The sequence below is a fragment of the Streptomyces mobaraensis genome (assembly GCF_020099395.1).
GTDB lineage: Bacteria > Actinomycetota > Actinomycetes > Streptomycetales > Streptomycetaceae > Streptomyces.
The window spans coordinates 4215730-4236652 of the sequence record NZ_CP083590.1 but is presented as its reverse complement, the minus strand read 5'-3'; the positions used below and the strand labels follow the sequence as shown (position 1 = coordinate 4236652).

Annotated in this window: 29 protein-coding genes; 21 read left to right on the top strand and 8 right to left on the bottom strand. The window is 70.3% G+C overall.

The genetic code is table 11. The features are described 5' to 3' along the window. Positions 1 to 20: 20 nt before the first annotated feature. The 5 genes from tuf to K7I03_RS18510 form a co-directional block, all read right to left on the bottom strand. Positions 21 to 1214 carry an elongation factor Tu gene (tuf, locus tag K7I03_RS18530; RefSeq protein ID WP_185943959.1) on the bottom strand — a complete coding sequence of 398 codons (1194 nt, stop codon included), beginning with the start codon at positions 1212 to 1214 and terminating at the stop codon, positions 21 to 23. A gap of 198 nt (positions 1215 to 1412) precedes the next feature. Further along, a complete protein-coding gene (fusA, locus tag K7I03_RS18525; RefSeq protein WP_185943958.1) occupies positions 1413 to 3536 on the bottom strand; it encodes an elongation factor G in 2124 nt (707 codons plus the stop codon). 39 nt (positions 3537 to 3575) lie between these two features. Continuing rightward, positions 3576 to 4046: a 30S ribosomal protein S7 gene (gene rpsG / locus K7I03_RS18520; RefSeq protein ID WP_004950419.1), complete on the bottom strand. Its 471-nt coding sequence runs from the start codon at positions 4044 to 4046 to the stop codon at positions 3576 to 3578. Between the two features lie 2 nt (positions 4047 to 4048). Further along, positions 4049 to 4420, bottom strand: coding sequence for a 30S ribosomal protein S12 (rpsL, locus tag K7I03_RS18515; protein ID WP_003948652.1), 372 nt, complete (start codon positions 4418 to 4420; stop codon positions 4049 to 4051). 408 nt (positions 4421 to 4828) lie between these two features. Then, positions 4829 to 5290 carry a helix-turn-helix domain-containing protein gene (locus K7I03_RS18510; protein ID WP_185943957.1) on the bottom strand — a complete coding sequence of 154 codons (462 nt, stop codon included), beginning with the start codon at positions 5288 to 5290 and terminating at the stop codon, positions 4829 to 4831. A 270-nt stretch (positions 5291 to 5560) separates the two neighbouring features. Here K7I03_RS18510 and K7I03_RS18505 point away from each other — a divergent pair, with 270 nt between their 5' ends. Beyond that, a complete protein-coding gene (locus K7I03_RS18505; protein ID WP_185943956.1) occupies positions 5561 to 6175 on the top strand; it encodes a hypothetical protein in 615 nt (204 codons plus the stop codon). After that, on the top strand, positions 6172 to 6375 hold the full coding sequence (locus K7I03_RS18500) for a hypothetical protein (RefSeq protein WP_224347108.1): 204 nt from the start codon (positions 6172 to 6174) through the stop codon (positions 6373 to 6375). Before K7I03_RS18505 ends, K7I03_RS18500 begins: the two co-directional genes overlap by 4 nt. 78 nt (positions 6376 to 6453) lie before the next feature. On the opposite strand, the gene K7I03_RS18495 is transcribed toward K7I03_RS18500, so the two are convergent. Further along, the gene (locus K7I03_RS18495) at positions 6454 to 6711 is read right to left on the bottom strand and encodes a hypothetical protein (RefSeq protein ID WP_185943955.1); all 258 of its coding nucleotides are present in this window, start codon (positions 6709 to 6711) and stop codon (positions 6454 to 6456) included. A 218-nt stretch (positions 6712 to 6929) separates the two neighbouring features. Between K7I03_RS18495 and K7I03_RS18490 the strand changes: the two genes are divergently transcribed. After that, on the top strand, positions 6930 to 7607 hold the full coding sequence (locus K7I03_RS18490; RefSeq protein ID WP_185943954.1) for a hypothetical protein: 678 nt from the start codon (positions 6930 to 6932) through the stop codon (positions 7605 to 7607). On the opposite strand, the gene K7I03_RS18485 is transcribed toward K7I03_RS18490, so the two are convergent. Both K7I03_RS18485 and K7I03_RS18480 read right to left on the bottom strand, forming a co-directional pair. Beyond that, positions 7588 to 7797 carry a DUF397 domain-containing protein gene (locus K7I03_RS18485; protein WP_185943953.1) on the bottom strand — a complete coding sequence of 70 codons (210 nt, stop codon included), beginning with the start codon at positions 7795 to 7797 and terminating at the stop codon, positions 7588 to 7590. The genes K7I03_RS18490 and K7I03_RS18485 overlap by 20 nt on opposite strands. Continuing rightward, positions 7781 to 8629, bottom strand: a complete 849-nt coding sequence (locus K7I03_RS18480; protein ID WP_185943952.1) for a helix-turn-helix domain-containing protein — start codon at positions 8627 to 8629, stop codon at positions 7781 to 7783. The genes K7I03_RS18485 and K7I03_RS18480 overlap by 17 nt, the downstream gene beginning before the upstream one ends. A gap of 115 nt (positions 8630 to 8744) precedes the next feature. Here K7I03_RS18480 and K7I03_RS18475 point away from each other — a divergent pair, with 115 nt between their 5' ends. From K7I03_RS18475 to K7I03_RS18390, 18 genes are all read left to right on the top strand, one after another. Then, positions 8745 to 8939, top strand: a complete 195-nt coding sequence (locus tag K7I03_RS18475; protein WP_185943951.1) for a hypothetical protein — start codon at positions 8745 to 8747, stop codon at positions 8937 to 8939. Continuing rightward, positions 8936 to 9226: a DUF6255 family natural product biosynthesis protein gene (locus K7I03_RS18470; protein WP_185943950.1), complete on the top strand. Its 291-nt coding sequence runs from the start codon at positions 8936 to 8938 to the stop codon at positions 9224 to 9226. Before K7I03_RS18475 ends, K7I03_RS18470 begins: the two co-directional genes overlap by 4 nt. Continuing rightward, entirely contained in the window at positions 9223 to 9810 is a 588-nt protein-coding gene (locus tag K7I03_RS18465) for a methyltransferase domain-containing protein (RefSeq protein WP_185943949.1), read from the top strand. Before K7I03_RS18470 ends, K7I03_RS18465 begins: the two co-directional genes overlap by 4 nt. Before the next feature lie 140 nt (positions 9811 to 9950). Continuing rightward, the gene (locus K7I03_RS18460) at positions 9951 to 10355 is read left to right on the top strand and encodes a hypothetical protein (RefSeq protein ID WP_185943948.1); all 405 of its coding nucleotides are present in this window, start codon (positions 9951 to 9953) and stop codon (positions 10353 to 10355) included. A 78-nt stretch (positions 10356 to 10433) separates the two neighbouring features. Further along, the gene (locus tag K7I03_RS18455; protein ID WP_185943947.1) at positions 10434 to 11018 is read left to right on the top strand and encodes a phage tail tube protein; all 585 of its coding nucleotides are present in this window, start codon (positions 10434 to 10436) and stop codon (positions 11016 to 11018) included. 78 nt (positions 11019 to 11096) lie between these two features. Continuing rightward, a complete protein-coding gene (locus tag K7I03_RS18450; protein ID WP_185943946.1) occupies positions 11097 to 11387 on the top strand; it encodes a hypothetical protein in 291 nt (96 codons plus the stop codon). Between the two features lie 65 nt (positions 11388 to 11452). Continuing rightward, on the top strand, positions 11453 to 11788 hold the full coding sequence (locus K7I03_RS18445) for a hypothetical protein (RefSeq protein WP_185943945.1): 336 nt from the start codon (positions 11453 to 11455) through the stop codon (positions 11786 to 11788). 40 nt (positions 11789 to 11828) lie between these two features. Next, positions 11829 to 12431, top strand: a complete 603-nt coding sequence (locus tag K7I03_RS18440; RefSeq protein ID WP_185943944.1) for a hypothetical protein — start codon at positions 11829 to 11831, stop codon at positions 12429 to 12431. Between the two features lie 18 nt (positions 12432 to 12449). Further along, positions 12450 to 13520 carry a phage tail protein gene (locus K7I03_RS18435; protein ID WP_185943943.1) on the top strand — a complete coding sequence of 357 codons (1071 nt, stop codon included), beginning with the start codon at positions 12450 to 12452 and terminating at the stop codon, positions 13518 to 13520. Between the two features lie 43 nt (positions 13521 to 13563). Further along, positions 13564 to 14706 carry a phage tail tape measure protein gene (locus K7I03_RS18430; RefSeq protein ID WP_185943942.1) on the top strand — a complete coding sequence of 381 codons (1143 nt, stop codon included), beginning with the start codon at positions 13564 to 13566 and terminating at the stop codon, positions 14704 to 14706. Positions 14707 to 14721: 15 nt separating this feature from the next. Next, the gene (locus K7I03_RS18425; protein ID WP_185943941.1) at positions 14722 to 15660 is read left to right on the top strand and encodes a phage distal tail protein; all 939 of its coding nucleotides are present in this window, start codon (positions 14722 to 14724) and stop codon (positions 15658 to 15660) included. A 41-nt stretch (positions 15661 to 15701) separates the two neighbouring features. Beyond that, positions 15702 to 16817 carry a hypothetical protein gene (locus K7I03_RS18420; protein WP_185943940.1) on the top strand — a complete coding sequence of 372 codons (1116 nt, stop codon included), beginning with the start codon at positions 15702 to 15704 and terminating at the stop codon, positions 16815 to 16817. After that, positions 16814 to 17935 carry a hypothetical protein gene (locus K7I03_RS18415; protein WP_185943939.1) on the top strand — a complete coding sequence of 374 codons (1122 nt, stop codon included), beginning with the start codon at positions 16814 to 16816 and terminating at the stop codon, positions 17933 to 17935. The genes K7I03_RS18420 and K7I03_RS18415 overlap by 4 nt, the downstream gene beginning before the upstream one ends. Position 17936: 1 nt before the next feature. Next, positions 17937 to 18443: a hypothetical protein gene (locus K7I03_RS18410; protein WP_185943989.1), complete on the top strand. Its 507-nt coding sequence runs from the start codon at positions 17937 to 17939 to the stop codon at positions 18441 to 18443. 82 nt (positions 18444 to 18525) lie between these two features. Continuing rightward, positions 18526 to 19386, top strand: a complete 861-nt coding sequence (locus tag K7I03_RS18405) for a peptidoglycan-binding protein (RefSeq protein ID WP_185943938.1) — start codon at positions 18526 to 18528, stop codon at positions 19384 to 19386. A 27-nt stretch (positions 19387 to 19413) separates the two neighbouring features. Continuing rightward, a complete protein-coding gene (locus K7I03_RS18400; protein ID WP_185943937.1) occupies positions 19414 to 20250 on the top strand; it encodes a GH25 family lysozyme in 837 nt (278 codons plus the stop codon). Continuing rightward, positions 20247 to 20471: a hypothetical protein gene (locus tag K7I03_RS18395; RefSeq protein ID WP_185943936.1), complete on the top strand. Its 225-nt coding sequence runs from the start codon at positions 20247 to 20249 to the stop codon at positions 20469 to 20471. Before K7I03_RS18400 ends, K7I03_RS18395 begins: the two co-directional genes overlap by 4 nt. 56 nt (positions 20472 to 20527) lie before the next feature. Then, positions 20528 to 20725, top strand: a complete 198-nt coding sequence (locus tag K7I03_RS18390) for a hypothetical protein (RefSeq protein ID WP_224347446.1) — start codon at positions 20528 to 20530, stop codon at positions 20723 to 20725. The last annotated feature ends 198 nt before the right edge of the window (positions 20726 to 20923 follow it).

Sequence of the window (20923 nt, the reverse complement as noted above, 5' to 3'; positions counted from 1 at the left end):
AGACCGGCAAGTAAGAGGACTTACTTGTTGATCTTGGTGACCTGGCCGGCGCCGACGGTGCGGCCGCCCTCACGGATGGTGAAGCGCAGGCCCTCCTCCATCGCGACGGGCTGGATCAGGGAGACGGACATCTCGGCGTTGTCGCCGGGCATGACCATCTCCGTGCCCTCCTTGAGGGTCACGACACCGGTCACGTCAGTCGTACGGAAGTAGAACTGCGGACGGTAGTTGTTGAAGAACGGGGTGTGACGGCCACCCTCGTCCTTCGACAGGATGTAGGCCGTGGCCTCGAACTCGGTGTGCGGGGTGACCGAACCCGGCTTGATGATGCACTGGCCGCGCTCGACGTCCTCGCGCTTGATGCCACGGAGGAGCAGACCGACGTTCTCACCGGCCTGGCCCTCGTCGAGCAGCTTGCGGAACATCTCGATACCGGTGACCGTGGTGGTGGTCTTCTCGGTCTTGATGCCGATGATGTCGACGGTCTCGTTGACCTTCAGGACACCACGCTCGATACGACCGGTGACGACGGTGCCACGACCGGTGATCGTGAAGACGTCCTCGATCGGCATCAGGAACGGCTTGTCGACGTCACGCTCGGGCTGCGGGATGTTCTCGTCGACGGCGTTCATGAGGTTCATGACCGACTGGCCCCACTCGGCGTCGCCCTCGAGCGCCTTCAGCGCCGAGACCTTGACGACCGGAGCGTCGTCGCCCGGGAACTCGTACTCGTTGAGGAGCTCACGGACCTCGAGCTCGACGAGCTCCAGGATCTCCTCGTCGTCCACCATGTCGGCCTTGTTCAGGGCGACGACGATGTACGGAACGCCGGACTGGCGGGCCAGGAGCACGTGCTCCTTGGTCTGCGGCATCGGACCGTCGGTCGCGGCGACCACGAGGATCGCGCCGTCCATCTGGGCGGCACCGGTGATCATGTTCTTGATGTAGTCCGCGTGACCCGGGCAGTCGACGTGGGCGTAGTGACGCGACTCGGTCTGGTACTCGACGTGCGCGATCGAGATGGTGATACCGCGCTGCCGCTCCTCAGGCGCCTTGTCGATCTGGTCGAACGGCGTGAAGGGGTTCAGCTCCGGGTGCGCGTCGTGCAGCACCTTGGTGATCGCCGCGGTAAGAGTGGTCTTACCGTGGTCGACGTGACCGATGGTGCCGATGTTGACGTGCGGCTTAGTCCGCTCGAACTTCGCCTTCGCCACTGGGGTCCTCCTGGGAGTGGTTCTGTACGCCTTACGTTACGGCGCCAGGGATCTTTGCTGGGGTGCCGCCCGGCGGGGCACCCGCCGCGCGCCGGGAGGTGGCCGGTAGGACCGGGTTCCTCACGATTCGCGGCGGTATGCCCCGACGGTCGGTGTCAAGCCTAAGGCGTCAGCCCCGTCTGTGGAGACGGGAGCCGGTTACTCGCCCTTGGCCTTCGCGATGATCTCCTCGGCGACGTTCCGGGGAACCTCGGCGTAGGAGTCGAACTGCATCGAGTAGCTTGCGCGACCCGACGTCTTGCTGCGGAGGTCTCCGACGTAGCCGAACATCTCCGACAGCGGAACCAGGCCCTTGACGAGCTTGGCGCCGTGACGGTCCTCCATGGCCTGGATCTGGCCACGGCGGGAGTTGATGTCACCGATCACATCGCCCATGTAGTCCTCGGGGGTGGTGACCTCGACGGACATCATCGGCTCGAGCAGAGCCGGCGACGCCTTGCGGGCACCCTCCTTGAACGCCATGGAACCGGCGATCTTGAAGGCGAGCTCGGAGGAGTCGACGTCGTGGTAGGCACCGTCGAGCAGCGTCACCTTGACGCCGGTCAGCGGGTAGCCGGCCAGCACGCCGAACTCCATGGCCTCCTGGCAGCCCGCGTCCACCGACGGGATGTACTCCCGCGGGATGCGGCCACCGGTGACCTTGTTCTCGAACTCGTAGCCGTCGCCCTCAAGAGGCTCGATCGCGATCTGGACCTTCGCGAACTGACCGGAACCACCGGTCTGCTTCTTGTGGGTGTAGTCGATGCGCTCGACGGCCTTGCGGATCGTCTCGCGGTACGCGACCTGCGGCTTGCCGACGTTGGCCTCGACCTTGAACTCACGCTTCATACGGTCGACCAGCACGTCGAGGTGCAGCTCGCCCATACCCGCGATGATGGTCTGGCCCGTCTCCTCGTCCGTGTGGACCTGGAAGGAGGGGTCCTCCTCGGCCAGGCGCTGGATGGCGACACCCAGCTTCTCCTGGTCGCCCTTGGACTTGGGCTCGATCGCGACCTGGATGACCGGCGCCGGGAAGTCCATGGACTCCAGGATCACCGGGTTCGCGGCGTCGCAGAGGGTCTCACCGGTGGTGGTCTGCTTCAGACCCATGACGGCGACGATGTCACCGGCACCCACCGACTCGATCTCCTCACGCTTGTTCGCGTGCATCCGGTAGATCTTGCCGATGCGCTCCTTCTTGCCCTTGACGGAGTTCTGCACCTGGGTGCCCGCCGTCATGCGGCCCGAGTAAACCCGGACGAAGGTGAGCTTGCCGAGGTGCGGGTCGCTCATGATCTTGAACGCGAGGCCCGCGAACGGCTCGTCGTCGGACGGCTTGCGCTTGACGACCTCGTCGGGGTCGTTGACCGCGTGGCCCTCGACAGCCTCGATGTCCAGCGGCGACGGCAGGTAACGGACCACGGCGTCGAGCAGGGGCTGAACGCCCTTGTTCTTGAACGCGGTACCGCAGAACACCGGGGTGACGGTGACGGAGTCGCCGCCGCCACGCGACGCGAGGGTGATGCGGCGGATGGCCGCCATCAGCTGCTCCTGGGTGGGCTCGGTGCCCTCCAGGAACAGCTCCATCATCTCTTCGTCGTTCTCGGCGACGCCCTCGAGGAGCTTGCCGCGCCATTCCTCGGCAGCCTCGATGTGGGTGTCCGGGATGTCGACGACGTCGTACATCTCGCCCTTGGCGGCCTCGGCGGACCAGACCAGCGCCTTCATCTGGACGAGGTCGACCACGCCCTTGAAGTCGGCCTCGGCACCGATCGGCAGCTGCATGACCAGCGGAACCGCGCCCAGGCGGTCGACGATCATGTCGACGCAGCGGTGGAACTCGGCACCGGTACGGTCCAGCTTGTTCACGAAGCAGATGCGCGGCACGCCGTAACGGTCGGCCTGACGCCAGACCGTCTCGGACTGCGGCTCAACACCGGCGACGCCGTCGAACACCGTCACGGCACCGTCGAGGACGCGCAGCGAGCGCTCCACCTCGACCGTGAAGTCGACGTGGCCCGGGGTGTCGATGATGTTGATGGTGTGGTCGACATTGTCCAGCGGCCAGTGGCAGGTCGTCGCGGCAGACGTGATCGTGATGCCGCGCTCCTGCTCCTGCTCCATCCAGTCCATCGTGGCAGCGCCGTCGTGGACTTCACCGATCTTGTACGAGACACCGGTGTAGAACAGGATCCGCTCGGTGGTGGTCGTCTTGCCCGCGTCGATGTGGGCCATGATCCCGATGTTGCGGACCTTGGCCAGGTCAAGCGAAGTGGTGGCCATATGGCTCAGTCTTCTCTCGGTTCTCGATGGGGGTAGCGACTACCAGCGGTAGTGCGCGAAGGCCTTGTTGGACTCGGCCATCTTGTGCGTGTCCTCACGCTTCTTGACCGAGGCGCCGAGACCGTTCGAAGCGTCCAGCAGCTCGTTCATGAGGCGCTCGGTCATGGTCTTCTCGCGACGGGCGCGGGAGTAACCGACCAGCCAGCGCAGCGCCAGGGTGGAGGCGCGGCCCGGACGGACCTCGACCGGCACCTGGTAGGTGGCGCCACCGACACGGCGGGACTTGACCTCGAGGGCGGGCTTGACGTTCTCAAGCGCGCGCTTCAGCGTGATGACCGGGTCGTTGCCGGTCTTCTCGCGGAGACCCTCCATGGCGCCGTACACGATGCGCTCGGCGGTGGAGCGCTTGCCGTGCAGCAGGATCTTGTTGATCAGGGACGTGACCAGAGGAGAGCCGTAGACCGGGTCGATGATGACCGGGCGCTTCGGGGCGGGGCCCTTACGAGGCATTCTTACTTCTCCTTCTTGGCGCCGTAGCGGCTGCGAGCCTGCTTGCGGTTCTTGACGCCCTGGGTGTCGAGCGAGCCACGGATGATCTTGTAGCGAACGCCCGGCAGGTCCTTCACACGGCCGCCGCGCACGAGCACGATGGAGTGCTCCTGCAGGTTGTGGCCCTCACCCGGAATGTAAGCGGTGACCTCGATGCCGCTGGTCAGACGCACACGCGCGACCTTACGCAGGGCCGAGTTCGGCTTCTTCGGGGTGGTCGTGAAAACACGCGTGCAGACGCCACGACGCTGGGGCGAACCCTCGAGGGCGGGCGTCTTGTTCTTCTCGACCTTGTCCTGCCGGCCCTTTCGGACCAGCTGCTGGATCGTAGGCACCGTTTCTCCGGTTTCTGTGTGCCGATCACGATAAAACTAACCTGGGACTACTCCCGACCCACGCGGTCGGGTGTGTCGAGGGCTGCACACCCCCGCCGACGGGCGGTTCGGCGCAGATTTCGGTGTCTTTGAACCGTTCGGGACCACGGAGGACCGTCCGGACCCGGCCTCTTGCGCGGTTTGAAGGCACGCACAAGAGCCCAGGGACACCCCAGGCACAAGGTCAGAGCGTACCTACCGCATGGGCTGCGGTCAAAACAAATGCACACGCGGAGGACGTACCGATGTGCGTTGTATGTCCAGTATGGATGACCGGTGAGTGCGAACGAGCAGCCCCCGTAACACCAAGGCGCCCCCAGAACGCCCTGAGCCCCACCCTCCGCCCCCCTCCGGCGCCGCTTCCGGCGGTCAGCGCGCGGAAGCGTCCCGGCGCCCCCCGTGCCGGCCACCACCGACGGGCCGCGCACCGCTCACCGTCATGATCATCTCGGTCATCTCGACGAACTGCCGCCGGTGGCTTTCCGGAATCCCCAGCAGCTCGCCGGCCTCCTCCGGGGTCACCCGCCGCCCACCGCCCGCCGGCCGCGCCGCGTCCGGCAGCGGCAGGTCCTCGGCGGTCGCGCGGCCGGACTGGATCAACATGTCGCGGAGCCCCACCCCCAGGACGCGGGCCAGCGCGCGCATGGTCTCCAGGTCGGGGAGGCTCTGCCGCTGCAGCAGGCGGGTGACCGCCGCCCGGTGCACCCCGGCGTCCTCGGCGAGACGGGACCTGCCTCCGCCGCGCGGGCTGTCGATGTCATAGCCCCGGCGCCGCATCAGCTCCTCGACCCAGCTCGCGAACCGCTCCGTGTCCGAATTCCTGCCGTCCATCTACGCGCTCCCTCCGCCCATCAGAGCCTACCGCTCGCTCGCGCACGCAATAGACAGCATGCGGGGTGCGGCCATCCGGAGCCATGCCGGCGGCCACTTTGGCCATAGTCCGCCCCCAGTGTGCGGAATTCGCCACCACACTGCGGCGTGATTTCGCTGTGCAACATGTTGCGCGCTCGCACGGGACTTGCTTAGCGTTGCGAGCACGCAACGTCTACGCGGATGTTCGCTCCCGCGCCTCCTTTTCGCTCAGCACCCGTAGGAGCAGCCATGCCCGACGACCACCCCAGCCGCCCCGACCGAGCCGCCCTCTGGCTGGGCGTCCTCCTCCGCCGCTTCCCCGAACTCGCCCGGGAACTCGCCCCTTCCCGCACCACGTCCCCCTCCCCCACCGGCCGTTCCCCCCGCTCCGAGGCGGCCCTCCCGATCCGGCTGTTCGTCTCCGACACCATCCGGGACATCACCGACGGGGTGATCGAACTGGACGAGGCGGTCCACGAGAAGCTGCGCTTACCCCGTCCCGGCCGCGCCCGGGTGGAGGAGCGGCTGCTCCGGCTGCTCGGCCTGCTCGACCGGATCGCCGGCCACCCCCTCCTCGCCGCACACGTGACGGACGAGGCGAGACGCATGGCGGAACGGTGCGCGGTCGCCCTGGGCGAGCCGGACGTCCTGGTCCGGGTGCGGGGCCGCTGCGAGTTCTGCGGCTCCGTGTCCCTGCGCGTCTTCACCCGCGCCGAGACCGTGCTCTGCGTCAACCCCGCCTGCCGCTGCTCCGATCCGTCCTGCCCCTGCCGGACGGATTCCCGGCACCGGCACACCTGGGTCCGGGCCGACTGGGAACGCCGGGCCGACCCGGCCGGCACCGGCGAGGAGGGCACCCGGTGACGTCCTCCGGACCGCCCCTGACGACAGCCCTGATCACCACCGCCACGGCTGCCGATGAGGCCGCCGTGACCCAGGAGGTCATCCGCAAGTGGGTCCAGCTCGGTCACCTGGTCCCGGCGGGCCGACAGGGCCGGAGGCTCCTCTTCCGGCTGGAGGACGTCTTCGCCGCGGAGCGGGCGCTGCACCGCCGCGCGGGGTGAGGCCCCGTTCGGGCGCGCACCCGCCGAGAGGCGCCCGGGCCGCGGTCCTCACGGGCCGCCCCCAGTCCTCGGGGGCCGTCAGTCCTCGGCCTTCGGCATCCGGTAGACCTGGGCCCCCGTCTGCTCGCTGGTCTGCACGACCCGTATCGCCTCCTGCCAGCCGCTGACGAAACCGTTCACCTCGGCGGATTCGACCGCCCGGTCGGCGATCTTGCTCACGAGAGCCGTCAGTGTCCGCGCCACCTCATCGGTGAAGGCGCCCGCGCGCGCGGACTCCGCCGCCACCTCCACCGCTGCCGCGACGACGCCCGCGAGCTGCTCGCTGTCCGTTCTCATCCCACCCCCCGGCGTCGGCCTCCATGAGCTCCCAGGTGACGCGCGGCGCGCGCCTTACACAGAGCACTCGGGAGTACGTTCGATCCATAACCTAACCCGTTCCCCTGACACTCCGTCTTCAGCGGCGAACGGTGTGCGATGGCCCGTCCTGCGAGCGGCGGTCATAGGATCCGAACCGCCGTGCGGGGACGGGCCATCGAAGGGGCGGGAGGCCGGACATGTGGGGGCGGAAGCGACGGCTGGCCGACGCGGAGGTGCGTCTCGCCGCCGCGATGGAGGAAGCGGCGGAGGCCCACGGCCGCCTGGCGGAGCTGACCGACCGCATCGACGGCCTCCACCGCGCGGTCCAGGCGACCTGCGGGCACGGGGACGGCATGCCAACGAGCTCCACGCGGGAGGCGCTCGCGGAGGTTCCTGGCACCCTGGACAGTTGCCGGCACCTGCTCGCCGACTATCTGCGGACACGCGACGAATGGGTGCGCTCGGAGGTCTCCGACCCGGACCATCTCGACCGCGCCGCCCATCACTTCGCCTCCTGGGCCGAGCAAGCCGGAGAACCCACGGAACATCTGGAGGAGCTGCTGGCCGCTCTGACGGAGGTCCAGGCCAGGCTCTACGAACTCCGGATCGCCCTCCCACCCGTCCGCGCCCGCGCCCACGCGGCAGTGGCGGCGGCCCGCAACGACCTGCTCTGGGCGCGGAACCCGCTCCCCGGACGGTTCGCCCTGGAGGCGCGGCTCAACGCCCTCGGCGACCGGCTGCGCGAACTGGACGCGGGCCGCGTCGAACTCGTCGAGGACGGGGACGAGGTCACCGACTGGTACCGCGAGGTGGAAGCGGGGGCGGCGGAGGTCCGCGACGCGGTGTCGCTACCGCTCAGCTTCGGAGATCGGTGAGGAAGGCGGCCCAGGCGGGGGCGGGTATGAGGAGGGCGGGGCCGTGGGGGCGTTTGGAGTCGCGGACGGGGACAACATCGGGGATGTTGCCGGCAACTTCGACGCAGTCGGGAGCCCCCTGGCCGTTGCCTCCGCCGCTGTGCCTGCTCTTCCGCCAGGCCGCAGAACTCAGGTCATGGTTGCTCTTCATCTGTGTACCTTTCCGCCACCGACTCGATGAGGTCCAGGGAAGCACGTGGCGAGAGGGCAGCGGCCCTGACAAGGTCGTAAGCCAACTTGCAGCGGGCGACCTGATCGGGTTCATCCAGGATGTTCCCGCTCTGAACGCCTTCCGTATACGCCACAGGGGGAGCGTCCGCAAAGTCCATCAGCTTGAGCAAGGCATCCACCGGCGGTGCGCCAGCTCCGTACGGCAGCACCTGCACAACCATGCGACGGCAACGTGCGAGCGAGGCGACTCGCAGCAACTGCTCACTCATCACCATCGGTCCGCCGACCGGCCGGCGGAGGACGCTCTCGTCGAGCACCGACCACAACATGGGCTTTGTTGGGTGCTCCAGGAGGCCCTGCCTGCCCAGCCGAGCATCAACCCAGTTCTGGAGCTCCTTGTCGGTTGCGAAGGGATAGCCGGCCAAAAAGACGGCACGAGCGTAGGCAGCCGTCTGGAAGAGGCCCGGCACAAAGGTCGGAGCGTAGCTCCGAATGACCGTCGCCTCCGCCTCCAGGCACAACACCCCCTCGAACCAATCGGCGTTCGGTGACCCCTCAATCAGCTCGTCGTACACACGCTTGAAGTAGCCACCCGTCTTCAACACCTCGTCGATCCGCTCGGCGATGGCCAGCTGGGGCCTGCGGATCCCCTTCTCGAACTGCCCGATATACGAGCCGGAGCAGAACACCAGGCTGCCCAGGGCCTCCTGCGACAGGCCGGCAGCTTCGCGATGGATCTTCAGCTCGTTTCCGAAGAACCCCCAGCCGAACCGGGGATTACTGGGCTTCGTTGACCCACCAGCCTTGGCCATGGCTTAACTCCGTTTCCCGACAAGGGTGTTGTAGCGGCGGTCCCCCTTCCGAGCCTAGTGAGGACCCACCACCCTGGAAGCCGCATCGGTATGGACAACGCGAAGGGAACCCTCCATGACGTACCGCGAAGGCGCCTACGTGGTGGACACGCGGAGCGCAAAGCTCGCACAGGTCATGGCCCACGCGGGCCACCGCGTCTACGTCAGACCGCCCCGCGGCGGCCGGGAGTGGGAGGCGCCGGTGGAGGCGCTGCGTCTGGCGACGCGGGACGAGCAGGCCGCGGCGGGTCTGGCGCGGAGGCCGCGGTGAGCGCGGGCGGCGTCCGGACGGCGACGGGCCGGCTCGTACGGAACTGCGCGCACCGGGAGGGCTGGGCGACGGCCCCGGACGGAACCCGCCGCTGCGTCGAGTGCGGCGTCGAGCGGTACGGCGCGTACGCGCCGCTGCGGCTGCCGGAGGAACGGAACCCGCTGACCGTGAAGACCGGCGCCGAGAGGGCGGTCGCGGCGGCAACGGCCATCGCGACACTGGGGACCCGCTTCCTGGAGGAGCGCGCCCGCCTCCTCCGACACCGCCGACCGGCGGTGGCCGCATGACCGCCGTCACGCGCGCCGTCACGTACGCGGACGTGTCGGCCGTCCGCCCCGGCGCGATACTCGTCGCGCCCTGGCGGACGCCGTTCAGCGAGCAGCAGGCGCTCGTCACCCTGACCGTCGCGCCGGACGGCAAGAGCGCGGAGGGCCGCTTCTCCCTGCCGGGGAGAAACCCGGACCCCCTCGGCACGGCACCCCCGCCGGCCGTGGACGTCACCACCCTCGGGGACATCTCCTCGACTCGCCTCACGGAGGCGGAGTTCAGCGCCGCGACGTTCGCCCTGGGCATCAAGCTGCGAGGCATCCGCCAACAGGCGGACGCCAGACGCCGCTACGGAAGAGCGATCTGGCTCCAGGGGCCGGACGGCGACCCGTCCTGGGCCTGCACCCTCTTCCGGGCCGAGCCCGGCCTGACGACGCTCGTCTGGCAGGGCGGCCCGCGCCGCCTCTGGGACGAGGCGGAGGCGGCATACGGCTGGTGGGCCGCGCTGGGCGAACCGGCGCCGGACCGCTTCGGGCTGACGGTGGACGGCGCGGGCGGCCGGGTCTGGCTGGACGAGCCGGGGAACGTCGTCCGGAGCCTCTGATTGCGAGCGGGAAACAACTGGTTGCGCTCGCGCACGAGTTGGTTCACAATAAACGCAGCGGCGGAGCTGTGCCCTCGACGAGGAGCGCGGCGTCCGCCGTTTCGCATGCACGGGCGCTCGCCGAAAGGAGCCCACATGTGATGGCAGCTTCGATCACGTTCCCCGACGTGGAACGCCTCATCATCGACAACCTCCGATACCGGTCCGAGTTCACCGGGGTGATCGTCGACAACCGTCCGCCCGCCGGGTTCGACGGGACGCAGAAGGCGGTGCTGGTCTCCCGGACCGGCGGCGCCTGGGTCGACGACCTGCACCTCGACCAGCCGCTGGTGGAGCTGGAGGTGTTCGGGCCGGACAAGACGGCCGCGCACACGCTCTCGCTCCTGGTCCGCACCGCGCTGCTGCAGCTGCGCGGCTCGACGTACGCGAACGCGGTCGTCGCGGACGTCGTGGAGACCGAGGCGGTGCGGTGGTTCCCGGACTTCAACCGGCCGGCCGGCAACCGCTACCGCACGACGGTGTGGTTCGCGCTCCGCCCGGCGTAAGCGCGGATCCACCCGCACCCATCAGGGCCCTGCCGACGGACGGCGGGGCCTTTCCCGTACCCCTAGGAGAACCCACTCATGCCCGGAATGAACCCGAACGAGGTCCGCGTCGCCGGCACCGGCCGCGTCCTCATCGCCAAGGTCGGCACCGACGCCCCGGCCGACACCACCACCGACTGGTCCGCCAACTGGCGGGACCTGGGCTACACGACGACCGACGGCGTGAAGTTCGGCCGGAAGGGCAAGACGGCGGTCGTCGACACCTGGCAGTCGCTCAGCCCGGCCCGGACCATCTTCACCGAGCACGAGCTGACCCTGAAGTTCAGCATGCTCCAGCTCAACAGGGACACCCTGCCGTTCTTCTTCAACGGCGGCGACACGGCGGAGACGGCCGCCGGGTCCGGCGTGTTCAAGTACGAGATCCAGGCGGACCCGGGCGAGGACGAGCGCGCGCTGGGCCTGGAGTTCAGCGACGGCGCCGAGATCCGCTACCGCCTCGTCGTCCCACGCGGACTCGTGACCGTGAACGACGACGTGGACTTCAACCGCAAGGGCGCGGTGAAGCTGGGCGTCACCTTCACCGCCATGTCGGCGAAGCACGGGGCGCCGCTGGCGACCTGGCTGATGAAGGACAAGGCGTACGCGGCGGCTTCGCCGAAGTAGTCACGCCCGGTTCCGTGGGGCGCCGCCGCCGGCGGCGCCCCTCCCTTTCCCCTCCCTCCCGCAGAAGGAGCCCGCACCATGCCCGGATTCGACGTCAACGCCGCCCGCGCGCAGCGCCTTGAGGCACACGGCCGCTCGTGGCAGTTCACCCTGGACGGCGACACGTTCCAGCTCCCCACGGAGATCGGCCACCGCACCGCCCGCGCCCTGCGGGACCTCGACGACAGCGACGTGGACGGCCTGCTGTCCCTGCTGCTGGGCGAGGACCAGTACCAGCGCTTCGCCGAGCACGACGTCACCATGCAGGACATCGCCGCGATCCTGGAGGCGTACGGCAAGGAGACGGGGCTGGGCCTGGGGGAAGGCTGAGCCTCGACGCGTTCGCGGAGGAACACGCCGAGGCTCTCGAAGCGGATCTGCTGCGGCATTACGGCGTGGACTTGCTCGACTGGCACCGCGGGACGCTCTCGTCACGACGCCTCGCGGTGCTGGTCGCGCACCTGCCACGCGACAGCGCGGTCAACCGCGCCCTGCACGGCGAGGCGGCGGACTGGGACGCGTCCACGCACTTGCTGGCGGCGGTGGTGGACCACTTGGCGGTCGCCAACTGGCTGACGGCCACCTTGGCGGGCGACGAGGACGCGGATCCGCTCCCGTACCCGGAGCCAGTTCCCCGGCCGGGAGATGAGGAGACGCCGGACGAGCCGTCCGGACCCGGCGAGCCCGTCGAGCCCGACCCGCCGGAAGCGCTTGCGCGCCTCTTCGCCTGAAGCGATTCGGCGGCAACGCCACACATCGCGAGGATGTTTCATGGAAAACCGTTACCCGGTACCCAGCCCGCTCGACCCCGTAGAAGACGCGTTCAGGCGCGACATCGAGGGTATGAAGCGCGCAATTCAGGACCTCGCACGCGGCAAGTACCTCGACGCCGTGGCATCGAAGCTCAACCATCCCGAAAGCGGCATAAACGCCTCCAGCCAAAAGGTCTACTGGAGCACTCAAGCACTCAAGGGCGACTTCTCTTTCGGTACCGCCTCCTTCGACGCGATCAAGCTGAGCGAATCGGGGGCGTCCGCTTTGGGTGTCCAGATCTGGACACCCAAGTGGCAGAGCGCGATGGAGGAGCGGCTACACAAGATCACTGGGGGGAGGCTGGGCACCGAGGCCAAAGCCTCGGCCGCGACGGTCGAGAAGCACGGAATCGTCCTGGCCAAACACCAGGAAGCGATCAGTCATCTGTTGACGGCCCGCCACCGGGACCTCAGCCGCCGCCTGGAGAAGGCGGACCAGCCCAGACGGATAAGGATGCCCGGCAGGAAAGGCCAAGCCGGCACCGAGGAGCTGAGGGCGGATACGGCAGAGGTGAGGAAGTTGAAAGACGAAGTCGCCGCCTTGAAAAAGGAACTCGCCTGACCGAAGCAGGGGAGCACCATGTCTCTCGTAAGCTCTCTCCGCAGCGCCACCAACGCCGCTCGCTCCTTTAAAAGCGCGAGCGACAGCTCCGCCAAATCCACCGGCACCCTAGCCAAACAAACCGGCTCCGTAAAATCCGGCGTAAGCCAGATGAAAGGCTCGCTCACCCAGACCTCCCGCGAGCTCAAAAACGTCCAGACCGGCGCCGACAAAGCAGCGAAGTCGGTTGGCAAGGCCGGCAAGGAAGCCGGGAAGTCCGGCACCTCCATGGGCAAGTTCGAAACCGGCCTGAACAAGGCCGGCAGCGGCTTCAAGGGCCTGAACAAGGCCATGAAGGGCAACGTCATCGGCCTCCTGCTGACGCTGCTCGCCCCGCTCATCGCGAAGATCGTCGACATGGCGATGCAGTCCAAGACGATGCAGCGCATCATGAACACCGCGTTCAACGTCATCGGCCGCGTCATCCGGACCGTCATGACCGCCGTCGGCCCCCTGGTGCGCACCACCGGCCGGATCATCGCCGGTGTGTGGCACGGGATCATGTCGGCGATCCAGCCCGTCGCGCGCTGGATCGGGTCGGCGCTCCCCGCCGCCTTCCGGGCGGTGAAGAACGCCCTGTCCAGCGCCTGGGGCGGCCTGTCGCACTTCGCCGGCTCGGTCTTCAACGGCATCAAGGGCGCCGTCCGCGGCCCGCTCAACGGTGTGATCGGCCTGATCAACTCCGCGATCCGGGCCCTGAACGGCATCCACATCACCCTGCCGAGCATCCTCGGCGGCAAGTCGTTCGGCATCAACCTCCCCACGATCCCCATGCTCGCCACCGGCGGCATCGTCATGCCGCGCAGCGGCGGCGTGCCGGCGATCCTCGCGGAGGCGGGCGAGGCCGAAGCGGTCATGCCGCTGTCGAAGCTCGACCGGCTGCTGACCCGCACGGCGGTGCAGGCCCGCCTGGAGACGGCCCCGCTCACCGCCGGGCGCCGTGCGCCCGACCGCGCCGGCTTCCACATCGAGAACTACTACGCCGCGCCCGACCGCGACCCCAAGGAGACGGCCATGGCGCTGATGTTCCTGGCCAAGGCCCGGGGATGACGCGCGGCGGCAGCGAACCGCCACGGCGGAGAGGAGGAGCCCCATGGCCACGAGAGGCGACCCGCTCGCCGGCACCGCACCCGCGTTCTCCCGGTTCGGCGCGGCACTGCGCGGTCTCACCCAGGCCGTCCGGGCCGAACAGCGGTCCGTCGTCACGGCCGCCCGGGCGCTGGACGGCGTCCAGCGCACCACCGGTCAGGCGGCCGGTGACGTCAAGCGCTGGGGCACGGGCGCCGAGGCCGCGGGCCGGGCCACCGCGAACCTCAACCGGCAGGCCGGAGCCGCGCGGGCGGGACTGGGCAAGGGCCTGGGCGCCACCCGCGCGTCCGGTGCCCTGCTCAAGAACCTGAACCGGCAGTTGACGGGCACGGCCTCCGCGGTCGCCCTCGTGGGGAAGGGCGCCGGGATCGCGGGGAAGCTCAGCGGAGCACTCGGCATCGGCCTGAAGGTCGGGAGCGGCGTGATGCAGGCCGTCAACCTGGCGATGAAGGCGAGCCCATGGGGGCTGGTCCTCTCACTCCTGCTTCCCCTCGCCGTCGAGTTGATCGACCTGGCGCTCAACTCCCAGACGGGACAGCACATCCTGGAGCAGGTCTTCAGCGCGGCCGGGCAGGCCTTCAAGGCAGCCCTGACCGTGATCGGACCGGTGGTCCTGGCCTACCTCGCGATCGTCAGGACGGAGTGGAAGATCCTCCGCGCCGTCGTCGGCACGGTCCTCTCCTGGATCACGGGCGGACTGCCGCGCACGCTGCGCTCGGCGGGCTCGGCGCTCCAGGGCGCGTTGCGGGGGGCCGGGGACTTTCTCATCAGCGCCTTCCACACGGCCGTCACCGTCATCAAGGCCCCGGCCAACGGTCTGATCTCCCTCGCCAACTGGATCATCGACCGCATCAACGGCATCAAGGTCCTCGGCAAGCACGTCTTCCCGCACCTGCCGAACATCCCGCAGCTCGCGGCGGGCGGCATCGTCGGCCCGCGCCGCTCCGGCGTGCCCGTTCTGCTGGCCGAGGCGGGGGAGGCCGAGGCCGTGATCCCGCTGCCGACACTCCGCCGCCTGCTCGCCCGCACCGCCGCCGTGGCCGCCCGCCGGCCCGGGCGGACCCGCCGGCTGACCGACTACCACGAGCCCGAGGGCCGCGGCGCCCACGGCATCGCCGAGGACCTGCTGTTCCTCGCGTACACCTGAAGGTGAGGCAGCTCCATGCCACCGACACCGACGCTCCCCCTCCTGCCGGACGCCGGCACCGACCAGTCCCCGGGATCGCTGATCACCCAGGACGGCCAGGTGCAGTGGGCCGGCATCCTCTTCGGCCCCGGCACCGACTACCCGATCGCCGACAGCGGTCTGACCGGCTGGGCCGATCTCCCCGGGCTGGACAGCGGCGACGTCCTCCGCCCCGACCAGCACGGTGCATGGCCGGGCGCGCAGTGGGCCCAGTCCCGTATCGTCTCCGCGCCCGTCTGGCTCCTGCCCGGCTCCCTCGACCTGACGGCGGAGGTGGTACGGCGCTTCCGGGCGGCCACCGCCGTCGACAGCACCGAACGCTGGCTCGCCGTGCGCCTCCACGGTGAGACGCTGGCCTGCCGGGCCAGGGTCAACCAGCGCGTCATCCCGCACGACCGGATGTTCGTGACGCGGGGTACGGCCAAGGCGACCGTGCAGTGGGTGTGCGCCGATCCCCGACGGCTGACGGTCGAGGAGCGGGCCGCCACCACGGGCCTGCCGGTCGCGGAACGCGGTCTGGCCTGGGGCAAGGGGCTGAGCTGGCCCCTGCAGTGGGGCCAGGCCGGCTCCTCCGGGCTGATCACGGTGGTGAACACGGGCGACGCCCCCGCCAGTCCGGTCGTCACCTTCCGAGGGCCGCTGCGCCTGCCCTCGCTCACCCGCATCGACGACGGCACGCGCCTGGAGTACGACATCGCCCTCGCCCCGTCCGACACGCTCACCGTGGACACCAGCGCGGGCACGGTCCTCCTCAACGGCAGCGCGTCCCGTATCCACACGGCCACCACCTATTCCGCGCCGGAGCAGACCTTCCTGCTCGCCCCGGGCGACACCGCGTTCGCCTTCCGCTGCGCTCCCGAGACGGGCGGCACCGGCGCGTCGGTGACTGTCACCTGGCGCAGCTCCCACTGGTAAGCCCCTCGCCCCCGCCCGTATCAGACCACCTGGAGAACAGCATGAACGTCCGCAGCGCATGGCTGCTCAACAGCAGCGACAGCAGCACCGGTCAGAGTCGGCAGGACACCCGGTTGAGCCCCCTCGGCACCATGAACCCCACCGGTCCCCTCACCTCGCGAGGCGGCGTCATACCGGGGTCCCCGGACGGCAAGACCACCGTCGCCGGCCTGTCCGTCTACGGGGACACCGCCGGGATGACCGCCAAGGTGGCGCCCGGCCGGGCCGTCGTCCAGGGCAACGTCAACGCGGGCACCTATCCGGTCGCCCTCTCCGAGCCCGCGACCGTCACCCTCGGCGACGGAGACCCGGCCAATCCGCGCATCGACCTCGTCGTACTGCGCGTCTACGACGCCGAGATGGACACCTCGAACCGGACCGACGCCGTGGTGGAGGTCGTCCCGGGCACCCCGGCGGCCGCCCCGGCGGCACCGCCCGTCCCGACGGCTGCCGTCCCGTTGGCCCAGATACGCGTCCGCGCCGGTGCTTCGGCGGGCAACGGCGGCATCGACTGGAAGACGGACGTGACCGACCGCCGTCCCGTCACCGTGGCGGTCGGCGGCATCCTGCCAGCGGATGTCACCGCTCCCGCCGCCGGCGCCTACCCCGGACAGTACCGCGACAACGGTGGGTCCCTGGAGCGCTGGAACGGCACGGCCTGGACGGCGTACCCGCCCGCGCCGCCCGTCTGGCAGTCGTTCACCCCGCTGTGGGGGGCCGAGAACGGCGACCAGCCCAAGCTCAACAACGGTGTGGCGCAGGGTCGCTACATCAAGGACGGCCTCATCGTGCACTTCCGCGCGAAGCTCACCGTCGGCTCCACCTCGACCTGGGCCGCGGGCAACGGCAACTGGTACCTGACCCTGCCCGTCCGCCCGGCCGAACCCACGCCCGCGCACTTCTGGGCCCGCCTGGGCGCCAAGCCGGTCCACTTCTTCGGCGGGTGCGAGGTGTCGACCATCGCACGCGACAACCAGCCCGTGCCCGCCGCCCACGGCTGGTCCACCACGGACGTCAACGGCATCCCCGCCAGCGACTGGGCCGACGCGAGCTTCCCCGTCGCCCCGGTGGCCGGCAACTGGTACGTCTTCTGGGGCACCTACGAGGCCGCCGCATGACCCCCGCACTGCCCGACGGCGACACCACCTACCGCGCTCTCTTCTGTGAACTGCGCACCGACCAGGTCGTCGACGTCCTCCCCCTCACGGGGACCGAGTTCGACGACTACATCGGCAAACCCGGCCAGCTCCGGGCCACCGTGCCGCTCCCCGACGAGGAGCTCGCCCGGCGCGCCCGGGCGGCCCTGCGCCCCGGCCGCACCGCCGTCTGGCTGGAGCGCGGCCCCGACATCTGGTGGGGCGGCATCCTGTGGACCTGTACGCCCAGCGGGGACGAACGCGGGCGGCTCCAGGTCGAGTTCCAGGCGGGCACCTTCGACTCGTACCTCGACCACCGGTTCCTCTCCTCCAGCCAGCAGTTCAAGGCCGAGGACCAACTGGAGATCGCCCGCAAGCTGGTGCAGCACGTCCAGGCGCAGCCGGGCGGCGGCATCGGCATCACCTACGGCACCGAGTCGTCCGCCGTCCGCTGGGACCGGACGTACGCGTACACCGACCTGGCCCGCGTCCGCGAGCTGATCGACCAGTTGGCGGGGCTCCAGAACGGGTTCGAGTGGCGGATCCAGTGCTACCGCGACCCGGTGACCGGGCGGCGCACCAAGCGGCTCCAGCTCGGCCACCCGGTCATCCGCGGCGGCGCGGCCGACATCGTCCTGGACCGCCCGGGGCAGATCCTCACGTACAGCCTGCCGGCCGACTCGGCGGTGCAGGCGAACGTGTGGGTCGCCCGCGGTGACACCACGGGCGGCGACCAGGCGGCCGGATCGCTGCCGCAGATGTCCGACGTCGCCGTCTCGCAGCCGGACCTGGACGACGGCTGGCCGCGCCTGGAGGGATCGTCGGACCACAGCGGCGTCACCGACAAGCGGATCCTGAACAGCGCGGCGGCCGGGGAGCTCGCCCGGGCGCGCAGCCCCCAGGTGATCCCCGAACTGACCGTCCGGGTGGCCGGCGCGGTCACGCCCGCGCTGATCGGCTCCACCGTCCGCGTCCGCATCCGGGACGGCTGGCACAACGGCGAGCCGGACCGCCGCTACCGCGTCGTCGGCCTCTCCGTGACACCCCCGGACCGGGGCAAGAGCGAGACGGCCAAACTGTTCCTGGAAGAGGTGCGCTGACATGGCCGCCATCCCGCTCGACCTCCTCGACCGGATCCGCACCCTGGAGAAGCAGGTCCGGGCCGTCATGGGCAGCGCCAACACCCGCCCGGCGGCCACCCCGGCCACGGCCGCCCCCGGCTTCCGGCCGGCCCCGGGCACGGGGTCCGTCCCCTGGCCCCTGCCCCTGCCGCAACCCGCCGACGGCTGGCGACCGGCCGAAGGCCCCGAATGGACCGTCCTGTTCACCGGCCGGGCCCTGGTGCACCATCCGCGCGTCCGCTGCCTGGTGGACGTGATCACCGAGGCGGAGGCGGACGGCACGCCGCCGCGGGCGGAGATCCGCCTCCTCGTGGACGGCGTACCCGCGGTGTCCGCCCCGGCCGTCACCGGCACCGTGGACCTCGACGCGCCCGTGGGAGTCCCGCCCGGCGCGCCGGCCGCCTTCGCCCTCCAGGGCCGCCTGACCGGCGGCTCCGGCCGCCTGCTGTGCGTACCGCGGGCCTTTTACGGCACCACCGGCCCATGACAACTCCCCGCTTCCCTCCCCGCCCGTCGCCCCGCACCGGCCGCCCGGCGCGGGGCTTCGCCGGTACGTCCTGGAGCACCGCATGGCATACCCGCTTACCGCGGACGAGTTGCTCACCGCCCTCCGCGCCGAGGGCGTCACCGCCGTCGAGGTAGGCGACTGGCGCACCCACAACCGCAATCACAAAGGCGCCTGGGGCCCGGTCAACGGCATCGTCATCCACCACACCGCCACGACCGGCACCCGCGACTCCGTCGACCTCTGCCGCGACGGCGACGACGAGCTGCCCGGCCCGCTCTGCCACGGCGTGATCGACAAGGAGGGCACCGTCCACCTCGTCGGCAACGGCCGCACCAACCACGCCGGCCTCGGCGACGGGGACGTGCTGAACGCCGTCGTCCGCGAGTCCGCGCTCCCCCGCCCGACGGCGATGGACACCGACGGCAACGCCCGCTTCTACGGCTTCGAATGCGTCAACGAGGGCGACGGCAAGGACCCCTGGCCGGCCGCCCAACTGGACGCCATCGAGCGCGTGTCGGCCGCCATCTGCCGGGCGCACGGCTGGACCACGGCCTCGGTCATCGGCCACAAGGAGTGGACGAACCAGAAGATCGACCCGCTCGGCTTCGCCATGGACGACCTGCGCGCCCGGATCGCGCGGCGGCTCGCCGGCGCGCCCACCGCGACGAGCCGGTTCGCCCCCTTCCCCGGCGCGGACTTCTTCCGTGCCACGCCCGACTCGCCCCTGGTCACGGCCATGGGCCGCCGCCTCGTCGAGGAGGGCTGCGCGGCGTACGCGGAGGGCCCCGGCCCGCGCTGGACCGACGCGGACCGCGCGTCGTACGCCCGCTGGCAGCGCAAGCTCGGCTACACCGGCGACGACGCCGACGGCTGGCCAGGCCGGACCAGTTGGGACGCCCTCAAGGTACCGCGCACCTCCTGAAAGGCCGAAAGACCGAAAGGCACCCTCATGAGCAACATCAAAGGCATCGACATCTCGTCCTACCAGTCCTCCGCCTACTCCACCTCCGGCCTCGACTTCGTCCTGATCAAGGCCACCGAGGGCCGCTCCTACGTCAACCCGCGCATGCGCGACCAGGCCGCCCGCGCCCGCCGGGCCGGGCTCGTCGTCGGCTTCTACCACTTCCTCCGCCCGGGGAACCTGGACGAGCAGGCCGCGTACTTCGTCGAGCGCTGCGACTCCGTCGAGGGCGACATCCTCGCCGTCGACTGGGAGACGACCGACGGCGGCGTCGCGACCTGCGCCGAGAAGGACGCCTTCCTCCGCAAGGTGAAGGAACTGCGCCCCGGCCACCGGGTGATCCTCTACTGCAACCGCGACTTCTGGCTCAACCGCGATACCAGCGGGTACGCCGCGGACGGACTGTGGATCGCCGCCTATGGGACGGCGGCCGGTACGCCCGGGATACGGGCGGACTGGCTGATCCACCAGTTCACCGACGATCCGGTGGACACGAACGTGGCGCGCTTCGCGTCCCGGGACGAGATGCGCGCCTGGGCGCGGGGCGGCAGCGCACCGGCGCCCACCCGGCAGCCGGCCTACGCACCGTTCCCCGGCGCGGACTTCTTCCGCGCCGGCCCGAACTCACCCCTGATCACCGCCATGGGCCGCCGCCTCGTCGACGAGGACTGCTCGGCGTACGCGGACGGCCCCGGCCCCCGCTGGACGGAGGCCGACCGCCGCTCGTACGCCCGCTGGCAGCGCAAGCTCGGGTACTCCGGTGAGGACGCCGATGGCTGGCCGGGGAAGGCGAGTTGGGACGCGCTGGAGGTGCCGCGCGCATGACCGACTCCACGAAGCGCACCCTGCGCACCGTCCTCCAGACCACCGTGGCCTTCGCCGTCGCCCTCCCCGCGATCGTCGACGCGTCCGGGGTCCCGTCCACCCTCCCCTGGGTCGCCGGCGCGCTCGCCGTGGCCGGCGGCCTGGCCCGGGTCATGGCCCTCCCCGCCGTCCAGGGCCTCCTCCCCCGCTGGCTCCGCACGGACGACCGGGGCGGCTCGTGAACCCACCCACTCCACACACGGACGTCGCCCTGGAGCTCGAACGCCTCCGCGGCACGATGGAAGCCGGCTTCGCCCGGCTCGACGGGGCGCTCGCGCTCGTCGTCCAGCGGAACGACCAGACGGATCGGCTGCTCGCCGATCACGAGGCGCGGCTTGATGCGCTGGAACGTGGACGGTGGCCGCTGGCGAGTGTGACGGTGCTGGTGGCACTGGCGGGTGTGGCGGTGGCGGTGGTGGAGGCGCTGGCGCGGTGAGATGCCCCAGCCCCACCCCTTCGCCGATTCCTGGGGGCAAGCCCCCAGGCCCCCTTGTCCTCAAACTCCCCCAGAGGGGGTACCCCCTCTGGGGGAGTTTGAGGACAGCGCCCGCAGGGCGCTTCGGGGGTGCGGGGGCGCAGCCCCGCAAGAAACGGTGAAATGGGGGTGCCCCCTCTGGGGGAGGGACCGGGGCAC